Raw genomic sequence first — 13,513 nt, forward strand, 5'->3', positions numbered from 1 at the left:
GATGCCGCTGGTGACATTCCTGCCGCACGAGAAGTTCTGCCCCGAAGGGCTGACCGTGGAAGTCGAACCCGGGACCAACATCCTGGAGCTGGCCCACGACCATCACATCGAGATGGAAAGCGCCTGCGGCGGCGTCAAGGCCTGCACCACCTGCCACTGCATCATCCGCAAGGGTTTCGACTCGCTGGAAGAAGCCGACGAGCTGGAAGAAGACATGCTGGACAAGGCCTGGGGCCTGGAGGCTCAGTCGCGCCTCGGTTGCCAGGTGGTTGTCGCTGACCAGGACCTGGTCATCGAGATCCCCAAGTATTCGCTCAACCACGCCGCCGAAGCGCCGCACTGAGGTTTGCCCCATGAGCCTGAAATGGATTGATGTACTTGAGATCGCCATCCAGCTTGCAGAAAGCAAGCCGGACGTCGATCCTCGTTATGTGAATTTCGTCGATCTGCACCGCTGGGTGCTGGCCTTGCCAGAATTCAGCGACGATCCGTCACGCGGCGGTGAGAAAGTGCTCGAGGCCATCCAGGCGGCCTGGATCGAAGAAGCCGACTGAACGCATCCTGCAGGTTAGGCAATCCCCTGGAACCCGCGTATAATTCGCGGGTTTAATTTTTCGCAACACTCATTTTCTGGAGTTTTCCATGGCTGTTCAACGTACTTTCTCCATCATCAAGCCTGACGCCGTTGCCAAGAACGTCATCGGCGAGATCACCACTCGTTTCGAGAAAGCCGGCCTGCGCGTCGTCGCTTCGAAAATGAAGCAACTGTCCAAAGCCGAAGCCGAAGGCTTCTACGCCGAACACAAAGAGCGCGGCTTCTTCGCTGACCTGGTTGCTTTCATGACTTCCGGTCCGGTCATCGTTCAGGTTCTGGAAGGCGAAAACGCCGTTCTGGCCAACCGCGAGCTGATGGGCGCCACCAACCCGAAAGAAGCTGCTGCCGGCACCATCCGTGCTGACTTCGCCGTTTCCATCGACGAAAACGCTGTTCACGGTTCCGACTCGGAAGCTTCGGCTGCCCGCGAAATCGCTTACTTCTTCTCCGCTACCGAGCTGTGCGACCGCATTCGCTAAGCGAAGCAGGTCTTGGGTGATTCCATGAGTGACATGACTGGCAAGATCAACCTGTTGGGCCTGACCCTGCAGGAAATGGAAAAATTCTTCGAGTCGATCGGAGAGAAGCGTTTTCGTGCCGGTCAGGTCATGAAATGGATTCACCACTTTGGCGTCGACGATTTCGCCGCCATGACCAATGTCGGCAAGGCCTTGCGCGAAAAGCTCGAGGCCGTTGCCGAGATTCGGGGCCCGGAAGTGGTCAGTGAAGACATTTCCGCCGACGGTACCCGCAAGTGGGTGGTCCGCGTTGCCTCCGGCAGCTGCGTCGAAACCGTCTACATCCCCACCGACGATCGCGGCACCCTGTGCGTGTCGTCGCAAGCCGGCTGTGCCCTGGACTGCAGCTTCTGCTCCACCGGCAAGCAAGGCTTCAACAGCAACCTCACCGCCGCCGAAGTGATCGGCCAGGTGTGGCTTGCCAACAAATCCTTCGGGACCGTTCCGGCCAAGATCGACCGCGCCATCACCAACGTGGTCATGATGGGCATGGGCGAACCCCTGCTGAATTTCGACAATGTCATCGCCGCCATGAAGATCATGATGGAAGATCTGGGCTATGGCATTTCCAAGCGACGCGTCACCCTGTCCACCTCGGGCGTGGTGCCGATGATCGACGAGCTGGCCAAGCACATCGACGTTTCGCTGGCGCTGTCGCTGCATGCACCGAACGACGAACTGCGCAACAAGCTGGTACCGATCAACAAGAAGTACCCGCTGAAGATGCTGCTGGAATCGTGCATGGGCTATATGTCCACCCTGGGTGGCAAGCGTGTGCTGACCATCGAGTACACCCTGCTCAAGGACGTCAACGACCAGCCTGAGCATGCTGCGCAGATGATCGAGCTGCTGCGCGATGTGCCATGCAAGATCAACCTGATCCCGTTCAACCCTTTCCCGCACTCGGGCTACGAGCGGCCGAGCAACAACGCCATTCGCCGCTTCCAGGACCTGTTGCACCACGGTGGCTTCAACGTCACAACCCGCACCACCCGTGGTGATGACATCGACGCCGCCTGTGGCCAGCTGGTCGGCCAGGTCAACGACCGCACCCGCCGCAGTGAGCGCTATATCGCTGTGCGCCAGCTGTCTGCGGACGTCGAGCTGCAAGACAGCCCCGCCAGTCACTGACCGGGACCTTGCCCATGAGCCTGCGCGCCGCGCTGTCGATCCTTGCGCTTTCGCTGCTGGCCGGCTGCGTGTCGGACGGCGCGGGCGACCCCCTGGCCAGCCGCCAGGGCAGGGCAGAGGCAGGGCGGGCCTATGTGCAACTTGGGTTGGGTTATTTGCAACAGGGTTTGACCGAACAGGCCAAGGCGCCGCTGGGCAAGGCCCTGGCCCTGGATGGCGATGATGCCGACGCGCACGCTGCCCTGGCGCTGGTGTTCCAGGCCGAAGGCGAGCCGGCGCTGGCCGAAACGCAGTTTCGCAGGGCGCTGCAGGCACGCAAGGGCGACACGCGAATTCGCAACAATTACGGCAGTTTCCTTTATGCTCAGGGGCGATTTGCCGAGGCCGAGCAGATGTTTCGCCTGGCCAGTGCCGATACCCTGTATCCTGAGCGCTCACGCGTGTACGAGAACCTGGGCCTGACCGCCCTGAAGCTCGAGCGCCGCGACCAGGCGCATGCGTATCTGCTGAAAGCTTTGCAACTCAACCAGCGGCAACCGAAAGCGTTGCTGGAAATGGCTGAGTTGTCCTACGAAAACAGGCATTATGTGCCGGCCCGGGACTACTACGATCGTTTCAGCCAGTTGAGCGACCATGATGCCCGTAGCCTGCTGCTGGGCAGCCGCCTTGCCCGGGTGTTCGACGAGCAGGGCACACTGGCCGAGCTGGGCCAGCAATTACAACGACTTTATCCCGGTACGCCGGAATATCAGCAATACCTGTCGGAGCAACGATGAACGCCGCGCATCCCGAAGTAGCAGTAGCGCCTGGCCAGAACCCCGGTGAGCTTTTGCGTCAGGCCCGTGAGAACCGGGGCTGGTCACAAGCCGAGGTGGCCCGCAAGCTCAACCTCACTGTCAGTTCGTTGAACCACGTGGAAACCGGCGCCTTCGACAAGCTGCCGGGGCATACCTTCGCCCGTGGTTATATCCGCGCCTATGCCAAGCTGATGGACCTTGACCAGGCCGCCCTGGTGGAGGCCTTCGACCGTTACACCGGCACCCACGCCAAAGGCAGCGACGTGCACTCGCTGGGTCGTATCGAAGAGCCGGTACGCCTGTCGCACAACATCCTGCGTGGCGTCAGCCTGCTGCTGCTGGTGGCGGTGGTCGGCGGCGGCTTCGTCTGGTGGCAGGACCAGGGCAGCCTGCGTGGCAAGGACCTGGCCAAGATCGCCCTGGAGCACGTCGAAGTCGAAAGCGCCGACGGCACCACCCAGATTCACCCGCTCGATGAGCCTGAAGACCAAGCAGTTTCCGCTGGTCAGCAGCCCGAGAGCGCGCCGCTGCCGCTGGAGCAGGGCGCTGCCGAGCAGCCTGCCGCCACCGAACAGGCACCGGCAAGCCCGGCACCTGCCGCTACCACTACCGCGGTGCCAGCACCGGCCCAGCAGGCGCCTGTGGCACCTGCCGCCAGCGCCCCTGCTGTCGCGCCTGCGCCGGTAGCACCGGTTGCCCCGGCCCCGGCGGCCGTTGCACCTGCTACGCCTGTAGCGGCCGTGGCAGCCGCCGAGCCTGTAGCGCCCGCCGTAGTGCCGGCGGGCAGCGCCAAGGTCGCCATCCAGTTCGTCGCCGATTGCTGGACCCAGGTCACCGACGGCAACGGCAAGGTGCTGTTCAGCGCCATCAAGCGCAAGGGGGACAACCTCGAGCTGACTGGCAAGCCGCCATTCTCGGTACGCCTGGGCTTCGCCCGTGGCGCCCAGGTCAGCTACAACGGCCAGGCCGTTGATGTTGCCCCGTTCACCAGTGGCGAGACTGCTCGCCTGAAGTTGGGACAGTAAGTCATGCACGGCGAATCTCCGATCAAACGTCGCGAATCCCGCAAAATCTGGGTCGGCAATGTGCCGGTGGGTGGCGATGCCCCCATCGCGGTGCAGAGCATGACCAACACCGACACCAACGATGTGGCCGCCACCGTGGCGCAAATCCAGCGCCTGGTCGATGCCGGTGTGGACATCGTGCGCGTCTCGGTGCCGGACATGGACGCCGCCGAGGCGTTCGGCCGTATCAAGCAGCAGGTCAGCGTGCCGCTGGTTGCCGATATCCATTTCGACTACAAGATCGCCCTGCGTGTGGCCGAACTGGGCGTCGATTGCCTGCGTATCAACCCGGGCAACATCGGACGTGAAGACCGTGTGCGCGCGGTGGTCGATGCCGCCCGCGACCGGGGCATCCCGATCCGTATCGGCGTCAACGCCGGCTCCCTGGAAAAGGACCTGCAGAAGAAGTACGGCGAGCCGACCCCGGCGGCACTGGTCGAGTCGGCCCTGCGCCATGTCGAGCACCTCGACCGCCTGGACTTCCAGGACTTCAAGGTCAGCGTCAAGGCCTCCGATGTGTTCATGGCCGTCGAAGCCTACCGCCTGCTGGCCAAGCAGATCGTGCAGCCGCTGCACCTGGGCATCACCGAAGCCGGTGGCCTGCGTTCGGGGACGGTGAAATCCGCAGTCGGCCTCGGTATGCTGCTGGCCGAAGGCATTGGCGATACCATCCGTATCTCGCTGGCGGCCGACCCGGTCGAAGAAGTGAAAGTCGGCTACGACATCCTCAAGTCGCTGCACCTGCGTTCGCGCGGTATCAACTTCATCGCCTGCCCGAGCTGCTCGCGGCAGAACTTCGATGTGGTCAAGACCATGAACGAGCTGGAAGGGCGCCTGGAAGACCTGCTGGTGCCGCTGGACGTGGCGGTGATCGGTTGCGTGGTCAACGGCCCGGGCGAAGCCAAGGAGGCTCATGTCGGCCTGACTGGCGGTACGCCGAACCTGATCTACATCGACGGCAAGCCGGCGCAGAAACTGACCAACGACAACCTGGTCGATGAGCTGGAAAAACTCATCCGCCAGAAAGCGGCCGAAAAGGCCGAAGCCGACGCGGCGCTGATCGTCCGTGGCTGACACACAGAATTCGTAAGGACTTTTCGTGAGCAAATCGCTGCAAGCCATCCGTGGCATGAACGACATCCTGCCAGAACAGTCGCCGCTGTGGCGCTACTTCGAAGGCACCGTGGCCGGCCTGCTGGACACCTACGGGTACAGCCAGATCCGCACGCCGATCGTCGAGTTCACCGAGCTGTTCAAGCGCTCCATCGGTGAAGTGACCGACATCGTCGAAAAAGAGATGTATACCTTCGAGGATCGTAACGGCGATTCGCTGACCCTGCGCCCCGAAGGCACCGCCGCCTGCGTGCGTGCCGTGCTCGAGCATGGCATCACCGGTAACGGCCAGGTGCAGAAACTGTGGTACATCGGCCAGATGTTCCGCCACGAGCGCCCGCAGAAGGGCCGCTACCGCCAGTTCCACCAGATTGGCGTGGAAGTGTTCAACCTGGATGGCCCGGACATCGACGCCGAGCTGATCATGCTGACCTGGCGCCTGTGGGGTCTGCTGGGCATCCAGGATGCGGTCAAGCTGGAACTCAACAGCCTGGGCACCAGCGAAGCCCGTGCGCGCTACCGTGATGCGCTGGTCGAGTTCCTCTCGGCGCGCCTGGAGCAACTGGACGAAGACAGCCAGCGCCGCCTGAAGAGCAACCCGCTGCGCATCCTCGACAGCAAGGACCAGAACACCCAGGCGGTGCTGGTCGGCGCGCCGAAGCTGGAAGACTACCTGGACGAAGAATCGCGCGTGCACTTCGAGGGCCTCAAGGCCCGCCTGGACGCTGCCGGCATCCCGTTCGTGATCAATACCAAGCTGGTGCGTGGCCTGGACTACTACAGCAAGACCGTGTTCGAGTGGGTCACCGACAAGCTCGGCGCCCAGGGCACTGTCTGCGCCGGTGGCCGCTACGACGGCCTGGTCGAGCAGATGGGCGGCAAGCCGACCCCGGGCGTCGGTTTCGCCATGGGCATCGAGCGCCTGATCCTGCTGTTGGAAACCCTGGGCAAGGTGCCCGAGTCCATCAGCCGCCAGATCGATGTCTACCTGTGCGCCTTTGGCGAACAGGCGGAGCTGGCCGGCCTGCGCCTCTCCGAAGGCTTGCGCGACCGCCTGCCGGGCCTGCGCCTGGCTGTCAACGCCGGTGGTGGCAGCTTCAAGAGCCAGTTCAAGAAAGCCGACAAGAGCGGCGCGCTGTTTGCCCTGATCCTCGGCGATGACGAGCTGGCCAAGCAAGAGATCGGCTTCAAGCCCCTGCGTGGTCAGGGCGAACAACAGAACATTGCCTGGGATGCTCTGGCTGAGCACCTGGAAACCGCGATCGCGCAGGCGTAACGCGGTTCAACAAGCGAATAGGCGAAAAGGAGTATTGGGGTGTCGAGTACCGATGATGAACTGGCAGGGGTCAAGGACTGGTGGAACCGCAACGGCAAGCCGCTGCTGACCGGTGCCCTGCTGGCTGGCGTGGTGGTGTTGGGCTGGAATACCTGGCACAAGTACCAGAACAATCAGTCGCAAGGTGCCTCGCAGCTGTACCAGGCCTTGCTGGAGACCAGCCTGACGCCGACTGGCCAGCCTGACGCGACCAAGGTCGCGGAACTGGCCGGCAAGCTCAAGAGCGAGTTCGGCGGTACCGCCTACGCCCAGTACGGTAGCCTGTTCGTAGCCAAGGTTGCGGTCGAGAGCGGCAAGCTCGACGACGCTGCTGCCGAGCTGAAGAGCGTGCTGGACAAACCTGCCGATACCACCCTGGGCGAAATTTCGCGCCAGCGCCTGGCACGTGTGCTGGCCGCCCAGAACAAGGCCGAGGACGCCCTCAAGCTGCTCGACGGCGACGCCGACAAAGCCTTCCTGGCCAGCCGCGAAGAGTTGAAAGGTGACCTGCTGGTACAACTGGGGCGCGCCGATGACGCGCACAGCGCTTACGAGAAAGCCAAGGCTGCGCTGTCCGATGAGGCGGCGGTCGGTGGCCTGCAATTGAAGCTGGATGACTTGGCCAAAGGGGACGCGTAAGTGATCGGTTGGAAACATGCAGCAGTGCTGACCCTGGCCGTACTGGCCGCAGGTTGCAGCAGCAACAGCAAGAAGGAACTGCCCCCGGCCGAGCTGACCAAGTTCACCGAGGAAGTGGTGCTGAAGAAGCAGTGGAGCCGTTCGATCGGTGATGGCCAGGGCGAGACCTACAACACCCTGGTGCCGGCCATCGAAAACGACCGTATCTATGCTTCCGACGTCAACGGCGAAGTCTTCGCACTCGACCGCATCAACGGCGACGTGGTGTGGAAGAAGGACCTCGAGCTGCCGGTATCCGGCGCTGTCGGCGTGGGCTACGGCCTGGTCATGATCGGCACCCTCAAGGGTGAAGTCATCGCCCTGGACTCCAGCACTGGTGAGGAGCGCTGGCGCTCCCGCGTGACCAGCGAAGTGCTGGCCCCGCCTGCCAACAACGGTGACGTGGTTGTGGTGCAGACCCAGGACGACCGCCTGATCGGCCTGGATGCCGCCACTGGCGACCGCCGCTGGATCTACGAAAACACCCCGGCCGTGCTGACCCTGCGTGGTACCGGCGCACCGATCGCCACCAATCGCCTGGCCGTCGCCGGCCTGTCCACCGGTAAGGTGGTGGCGGTGGACATCAACAACGGCGTGCCGGTGTGGGAAAGCCGTGTGGCGATTCCGCAGGGCCGTTCCGAGCTGGACCGTGTGGTCGATATCGACGGCGGTCTTCTGCTGTCGGGTGGTACCCTGTACGTCAGTACCTACCAGGGCCGCGTCGCGGGCCTGGACCTGGAAAGCGGCCGTGTGCTGTGGCAGCGCGATGCCTCCAGCTATGTGGGTGTCGCCCAAGGCTTCGGCAACGTCTACGTCAGCGAAGCTTCGGGTACTGTCGAAAGCGTCGACGAGCGCTCGTCCAGCGCCCTGTGGACCAACGACACCATGGCTCGCCGCCAGCTGACTGCACCTGAGGTGTTCTCCAGCTACGTGGCGGTGGGTGACTTCGAGGGTTACCTGCACCTGCTGAGCCAGGTCGATGGCCGTTTCGTCGGCCGTGAACGTATCGACAGCGATGGCCTGCGTGCCCGCCCACTTGTGGTCGGCGACACCATCTACGTCTTCGGCAACAGCGGCAAGCTCGAGGCACTGACCATCCGCTGAAGCTATGCTTGAAGCCTTGGCGGGCTTCAGGCCGCGGCGCAGGACACGCCGCCCGAACTCCGGCCGCTGCCTTGCAGCGGCCTTTGCATTTTCAAGAATTCAAGAGTGGAGAGCCGAATGGTTCCCGTAATCGCCCTGGTGGGCCGCCCGAACGTCGGCAAATCCACCATGTTCAACCGCCTGACCAAGACCCGCGATGCCATCGTCGGTGACCTGTCGGGCCTGACCCGTGACCGCCAGTATGGTGATGCCACCTGGCAGGGTCGTTCCTTCATCCTGATCGACACCGGCGGTATCACCGGTGACGAAGTGGGCATGGACGAGAAAATGGCCGAGCAGTCGCTCATGGCCATCGAAGAAGCCGACTATGTACTGTTCCTGGTCGATGCCCGCGCCGGCATGACCGCCGCCGACCAGATGATCGCCGAGCACCTGCGCAAGCGGAACAAGGAAGCGATCCTGGTTGCCAACAAGATCGACAACATCGACGCCGACGTCGCCCGCGCCGAGTTCTCGCCGCTGGGCATGGGCAACGCCATCCCGGTGGCCGGCTCCCAGGGCCGTGGCATCAACGCGCTGATGGAGGCCGTGCTCGGCCACCTGCCGCGCGACCAGGTCGAGGAAGCGCTGGACGCCGAAGTCGCCGAAGGCGAAGAAGCGGTGCGCATCCCGGGCCCGAGCGAGAAGGATGGCATCAAGATTGCCATCATCGGCCGCCCCAACGTCGGCAAGTCGACTCTGGTCAACCGCATGCTTGGCGAAGAGCGCGTGGTGGTGTACGACCAGCCGGGCACCACCCGCGACAGTATCTATATTCCGTTCGAGCGCGATAACGAGAAGTACACCTTTATCGACACCGCTGGCGTGCGCAAGCGCGGCAAGATCCACGAGGAAGTCGAGAAGTTCTCGGTGGTGAAGACGCTGCAGGCGATCAAGGACGCTAACGTGGTGATCTTCGTCATGGACGCCCGCGAAGGCGTGGTGGACCACGACCTGAACCTGCTGGGCTTCGCCCTAGAAGCCGGCCGCGCCATCGTCATCGCCCTGAACAAGTGGGACGGCATGGAGCCGGGCGAGCGTGACTACGTGAAGACCGAGCTGGAGCGCCGGCTGTTCTTCGTCGATTTCGCCGACATCCACTTCATCTCCGCCCTGCACGGCACCGGCGTGGGCCACCTGTACAAGTCGGTGCAGGCCGCGTTCAAGTCGGCGGTAACCCGCTGGCCAACCAGCCGCCTGACGCAAATCCTCGAAGATGCCGTGAGCGAGCACCAGCCGCCGCTGGTCAACGGCCGCCGCATCAAGCTGCGCTATGCCCACCTCGGCGGTGCCAACCCGCCGCTGATCGTGATCCACGGCAACCAGACCGACAAGATTCCGAAGTCGTACTCGCGTTACCTGGAGAACACTTACCGCCGCGTGCTGAAGCTGGTCGGTACGCCGATCCGCATCGAGTACAAGGGCGGTGAGAACCCGTACGAGGGCAAGAAGAACACCCTCACCGATCGCCAGGTCAACAAGAAGCGTCGCCTGATGTCGCACCATAAGAAGGCCGAGAAGAAGCGTCGCGACAAGCGCTGATTCCGCGTCGACTTCTTCGCGGGTGAACCCGATTCTACAGGTCCCCACAGTTTTCGTATTCTGTGAGTACCTGTGGGAGCGGGTTTACCCGCGAAGAGGCCCTTGAACCAGTATAACTTCCACCATCTTCAATCCTCCCCCGACAGCTCGATTCGCTATGCTCGAGCTCTTCTTCTATTGCCTCATCACGCCCATAGGCAGGGGCTGCTGGTCCTGCCTGGTAAAAATGCTAGTTGTCCGTTGCTGTAGTCTTTGAAAGACTTGGATTAAGTTGTCTGTCAATCAGGGGCTAAGTATGGAACTTCAGCGTAAAGCTTTGAGGCTGTTTTATTGTGATCGTAATGTGCATGCGATCCTTCGTGATCAAGGTAGTGGTACTGTTTTTCGGGTCGGAGGGCAATTATTGGCCGAGTCGAGGAACAGTGCTGTAGATAGCATTGCCCTATTATCGGTTGATAACTCTGGCTCTGTAGTTGGCGTGGCGCATGAGAGTGGTCGGGAGACGTTTGATTATACCGCTTATGGCCATTGTTCCTCCCTTTCTTCGGGGCGCTCCTCGCTAGGGTTCAATGGTGAGTATTATGATGATTTTCTTCAAGGGTACATGCTGGGGAATGGCTACAGATTATTTAATGGTATGAGATTCAACTCCCCGGACAGTTTTGCGCCTTTCAGAGTCTTGAATGCATATGGTTACTGCGATGGGGATCCCGTTAATTATTCCGACCCTAGTGGACACGCCCCCTGGTGGCCTCCTACCCGCAAATCTTATTTCGAAATGAGGGGCGTGGTCAGGAAAGCTATGGATTTGGCCGATAGAATGGACAAGAAGGGGTGGAAATCCTTTGATCCGCTTTTATCTCCCACTGACGTTAATAGAAAGATCGAAACCAGTATGAGAGCCATTCAGGATATCGGAGGTCAGCTGGAACTCGTACGGCTGAAAAAAGGGAGTCGCGCGTTTTCTGCGCTTTCCTCCAAATATAATGTGGAGAAAGTGGCAGCTAATTTTAGTCGCTCGGTGGAGAGCTACAAGACCAGGGTGAATGAACTTAAGTATCAGCATTCAATTGATTATCGTGAATTTGTAAAGCGCGCCACGCACAACGGGCCGATTAACTCGAAAATTTTATTGCTCCAAAAAAAAGTGCAAGAGGAGAAACAACAAATGGTGCGTGGAAACAAATTCGACAGTGATCTATCGGACGTTAAGCTTAGACAGGTCGAGGCGGAGCGGGCTCGTCGTAATGCACCCTACACAACCCAAATTAATGTTTTAGAGCAGCAAATTTCCAAGTTGCGCTCACAACTGTGGTGAGTTTGAAACGAGGTAATTAGGTATACGAGTATCCCAGTTGCGAAGACCCTTTCCCATCTGCTCAGGCGCCGAAACCCGTTGCTGTTGAGGCGCTCTGCTTTTTCCTGACCGCTCGATCCGCTATGCTCGGACTCCACCCCGTGCCGGATACCCCCCAGGAAAGAGGGCTCCATGATCCGCAGCAAACTGCCGAATGTCGGCACGACCATCTTCACTACCATGTCCCAGCTCGCCGTGCAGACTGGCGCGCTCAACCTGTCGCAAGGTTTCCCCGACTTCAATGGCCCGCAGGCGCTGCTCGATGCAGTCGGCCGGCATGTGGCCGCCGGGCATAACCAGTATTCGCCGATGACCGGCCTGCCGACCCTGCGCCAGCAGGTGGCGGCCAAGGTCGCGCGGCTGTATGGCGCGCAGCTGGATGCCGACCAGGAAGTGACCATCACCCCCGGCGCCACCGAGGCGATCTTCTGCGCCATCCAGGCAGTGGTGCATGCCGGTGACGAGGTGATTGTCTTCGACCCTTGCTACGACAGCTACGAGCCGTCCGTGGAACTGGCCGGTGGCCGCTGCGTGCATGTACAGCTGAGCGACGGCGATTTCCGCATCGACTGGCAGAAGTTCAGCGATGCCCTCAGCCCGCGTACGCGCATGGTCATCCTCAATTCGCCACACAATCCCAGCGGCGCGCTGATTACCCGAGAAGACCTCGACCAGTTGGCCCGGCTTATCGCTGATCGCGATATCTACCTGGTCAGCGACGAGGTCTACGAGCACCTGGTGTATGACGGTGTGCGCCATGCCAGCGTGCTGGCCCACGAGCAGCTGTACCCGCGTGCCTTCGTGGTCAGCTCGTTCGGCAAGACTTACCACGTTACCGGCTGGAAGACCGGCTACGTGATTGCCCCGCCGGCGCTGAGCGCCGAGCTGCGCAAGGTGCACCAGTACGTGAACTTCTGCGGCGTGACCCCGCTGCAGTGCGCCTTGGCCGATTTCATGGCCGAGCACCCCGAGCATATCGATGAACTGCCGGCCTTCTACCAGGCCAAGCGTGACCTGTTCTGCGGCTTGCTGGAGGGCTCGCGGTTCCGTTTCAGCCGCACGGCGGGTACCTATTTCCAGCTGGTGGACTATTCGCAGATCCGCCCGGACCTGAACGATGTCGACATGTCGCTGTGGCTGACCCGTGAGCACGGCGTGGCGACCATTCCGGTGTCGGTGTTCTACCAGCAACCCATCCCCGAGCAACGCCTGGTCCGCCTGTGCTTTGCCAAACGAGAGGAGACGCTGCGTCAGGCAGCGGAAAGACTATGCGCGATCTGAGCACACTGCCAAACCTGAAAGTCGCCCTGGTGCAGACCACCCTGGCCTGGCACGACCGCGAGGCCAACTATGCGCACTTCGAGGTGCTGCTGGAGCAGGTGGGCGAAGTGGACCTGGTGATCCTGCCGGAAATGTTTACCACTGGTTTTTCCATGCAATCGGAAAGCCTGTGCGAGCCGGAAAACGGCCCGACCTACAAATGGCTGAAGGCCCAGGCGAAGAAGTACGACACGGTGATTACCGGCAGCGTGATCATCCAGGCCGCTGATGGCAGCCACCGCAACCGCCTGCTGTGGGCGCGGCCGGATGGCGAGATCCTGCATTACGACAAGCGCCACCTGTTCCGCATGGCCGGTGAGCACAAGCATTACACCCCTGGCGAGCGCCAGGTGCAGTTCGAGCTCAAGGGCTGGCGGATTCGCCCGTTGATCTGCTACGACCTGCGCTTCCCGGTGTGGAGCCGCGATGCCCAGGACACCGACCTGTTGCTGTACACCGCCAACTGGCCGGCTGCGCGCCGCCAGCACTGGAACCGCCTGTTGCCGGCGCGGGGTATCGAGAATCTGTGCTATGTGGCGGCGGTGAACCGGGTGGGCACCGACGGCAAGGGCTTTGCCTACTCCGGCGACAGCCAGGTGCTGGACTTCCAGGGTGAGAGCCTGCTCAGTGCCGGGGAGGCCGATGGGGTGTTCACCGCGGTGTTGAGCGCGGCGGAGCTGGCGGCCTACCGGGCCAAGTTCCCGGCCAACCTGGATGCCGACACCTTCGAGCTGCACTGACAGCCTGTACCGGCCTCTTCGCGGGTAAACCCGCTCCCACAGGTAGCGCACAGTACTCAAAATCTGTGAGGACCCTGTGGGAGCGGGTTTGTTCTGGTCAAGTATTTCCGGACACCGGTTACGGTGATCAAGCCGCCTGCTGCTCCATAGCTATTGGTGACAGGTAGTCGTTGTAGCTGTGGAGCCTGATTCGGTTGTAG

The 13,513-nt window shown here is 61.6% G+C and carries 14 protein-coding genes; all 14 read left to right on the forward strand.

The genetic code is table 11. The features are described from left to right. Window position 1: 1 nt before the first annotated feature. A complete protein-coding gene (fdx, locus tag CAY82_RS22285; protein WP_063911316.1) occupies window positions 2–343 on the forward strand; it encodes an ISC system 2Fe-2S type ferredoxin in 342 nt (113 codons plus the stop codon). Window positions 344–353: 10 nt separating this feature from the next. Then, window positions 354–554, forward strand: coding sequence for a Fe-S cluster assembly protein IscX (iscX, locus tag CAY82_RS22290; protein WP_023382209.1), 201 nt, complete (start codon window positions 354–356; stop codon window positions 552–554). 88 nt (window positions 555–642) lie between these two features. Next, window positions 643–1,074 (forward strand): nucleoside-diphosphate kinase, encoded by a 432-nt coding sequence (gene ndk, locus CAY82_RS22295; RefSeq protein WP_023382208.1) that lies wholly within the window; start codon window positions 643–645, stop codon window positions 1,072–1,074. 24 nt (window positions 1,075–1,098) lie between these two features. Then, window positions 1,099–2,244 carry a 23S rRNA (adenine(2503)-C(2))-methyltransferase RlmN gene (gene rlmN, locus CAY82_RS22300; protein WP_087503088.1) on the forward strand — a complete coding sequence of 382 codons (1,146 nt, stop codon included), beginning with the start codon at window positions 1,099–1,101 and terminating at the stop codon, window positions 2,242–2,244. A gap of 14 nt (window positions 2,245–2,258) precedes the next feature. Continuing rightward, entirely contained in the window at window positions 2,259–3,020 is a 762-nt protein-coding gene (gene pilW, locus CAY82_RS22305) for a type IV pilus biogenesis/stability protein PilW (protein WP_087503089.1), read from the forward strand. Then, window positions 3,017–4,066: a RodZ family helix-turn-helix domain-containing protein gene (locus CAY82_RS22310; RefSeq protein WP_087503090.1), complete on the forward strand. Its 1,050-nt coding sequence runs from the start codon at window positions 3,017–3,019 to the stop codon at window positions 4,064–4,066. The genes pilW and CAY82_RS22310 overlap by 4 nt, the downstream gene beginning before the upstream one ends. A 3-nt stretch (window positions 4,067–4,069) precedes the next feature. After that, window positions 4,070–5,179 (forward strand): flavodoxin-dependent (E)-4-hydroxy-3-methylbut-2-enyl-diphosphate synthase, encoded by a 1,110-nt coding sequence (gene ispG, locus CAY82_RS22315; protein ID WP_003257869.1) that lies wholly within the window; start codon window positions 4,070–4,072, stop codon window positions 5,177–5,179. A 25-nt stretch (window positions 5,180–5,204) separates the two neighbouring features. After that, the gene (gene hisS / locus CAY82_RS22320) at window positions 5,205–6,494 is read left to right on the forward strand and encodes a histidine--tRNA ligase (RefSeq protein WP_075043833.1); all 1,290 of its coding nucleotides are present in this window, start codon (window positions 5,205–5,207) and stop codon (window positions 6,492–6,494) included. A 39-nt stretch (window positions 6,495–6,533) separates the two neighbouring features. Then, window positions 6,534–7,172 carry a tetratricopeptide repeat protein gene (locus CAY82_RS22325; protein ID WP_087503091.1) on the forward strand — a complete coding sequence of 213 codons (639 nt, stop codon included), beginning with the start codon at window positions 6,534–6,536 and terminating at the stop codon, window positions 7,170–7,172. Beyond that, a complete protein-coding gene (gene bamB, locus CAY82_RS22330) occupies window positions 7,173–8,315 on the forward strand; it encodes an outer membrane protein assembly factor BamB (protein WP_087503092.1) in 1,143 nt (380 codons plus the stop codon). A gap of 117 nt (window positions 8,316–8,432) precedes the next feature. Next, window positions 8,433–9,896 carry a ribosome biogenesis GTPase Der gene (gene der, locus CAY82_RS22335; RefSeq protein ID WP_087503093.1) on the forward strand — a complete coding sequence of 488 codons (1,464 nt, stop codon included), beginning with the start codon at window positions 8,433–8,435 and terminating at the stop codon, window positions 9,894–9,896. A 295-nt stretch (window positions 9,897–10,191) separates the two neighbouring features. Beyond that, window positions 10,192–11,214 carry an RHS repeat-associated core domain-containing protein gene (locus CAY82_RS22340; RefSeq protein WP_087503094.1) on the forward strand — a complete coding sequence of 341 codons (1,023 nt, stop codon included), beginning with the start codon at window positions 10,192–10,194 and terminating at the stop codon, window positions 11,212–11,214. Window positions 11,215–11,385: 171 nt separating this feature from the next. Further along, a complete protein-coding gene (locus tag CAY82_RS22345) occupies window positions 11,386–12,534 on the forward strand; it encodes a pyridoxal phosphate-dependent aminotransferase (RefSeq protein ID WP_087503095.1) in 1,149 nt (382 codons plus the stop codon). Then, window positions 12,522–13,313 (forward strand): amidohydrolase, encoded by a 792-nt coding sequence (locus CAY82_RS22350; protein WP_087503096.1) that lies wholly within the window; start codon window positions 12,522–12,524, stop codon window positions 13,311–13,313. The genes CAY82_RS22345 and CAY82_RS22350 overlap by 13 nt, the downstream gene beginning before the upstream one ends. Window positions 13,314–13,513 lie beyond the last annotated feature (200 nt).

Origin of the sequence: Pseudomonas sp. SID14000, assembly GCF_002165135.1 — a bacterium.
Taxonomy (GTDB): Bacteria; Pseudomonadota; Gammaproteobacteria; order Pseudomonadales; family Pseudomonadaceae; genus Aquipseudomonas.

Excerpts from the sequence above, each read along its gene's own strand:
- fdx (WP_063911316.1), top strand. The coding sequence starts at position 2 with ATGCCGCTGGTGACATTCCTGCCGCACGAGAAGTTCTGCCCCGAAGGG.
- iscX (WP_023382209.1), top strand. The coding sequence starts at position 354 with ATGAGCCTGAAATGGATTGATGTACTTGAGATCGCCATCCAGCTTGCA.
- ndk (WP_023382208.1), top strand. The coding sequence starts at position 643 with ATGGCTGTTCAACGTACTTTCTCCATCATCAAGCCTGACGCCGTTGCC.
- rlmN (WP_087503088.1), top strand. The coding sequence starts at position 1,099 with ATGAGTGACATGACTGGCAAGATCAACCTGTTGGGCCTGACCCTGCAG.
- pilW (WP_087503089.1), top strand. The coding sequence starts at position 2,259 with ATGAGCCTGCGCGCCGCGCTGTCGATCCTTGCGCTTTCGCTGCTGGCC.
- CAY82_RS22310 (WP_087503090.1), top strand. The coding sequence starts at position 3,017 with ATGAACGCCGCGCATCCCGAAGTAGCAGTAGCGCCTGGCCAGAACCCC.
- ispG (WP_003257869.1), top strand. The coding sequence starts at position 4,070 with ATGCACGGCGAATCTCCGATCAAACGTCGCGAATCCCGCAAAATCTGG.
- der (WP_087503093.1), top strand. The coding sequence starts at position 8,433 with ATGGTTCCCGTAATCGCCCTGGTGGGCCGCCCGAACGTCGGCAAATCC.
- CAY82_RS22340 (WP_087503094.1), top strand. The coding sequence starts at position 10,192 with ATGGAACTTCAGCGTAAAGCTTTGAGGCTGTTTTATTGTGATCGTAAT.
- CAY82_RS22345 (WP_087503095.1), top strand. The coding sequence starts at position 11,386 with ATGATCCGCAGCAAACTGCCGAATGTCGGCACGACCATCTTCACTACC.
- CAY82_RS22350 (WP_087503096.1), top strand. The coding sequence starts at position 12,522 with ATGCGCGATCTGAGCACACTGCCAAACCTGAAAGTCGCCCTGGTGCAG.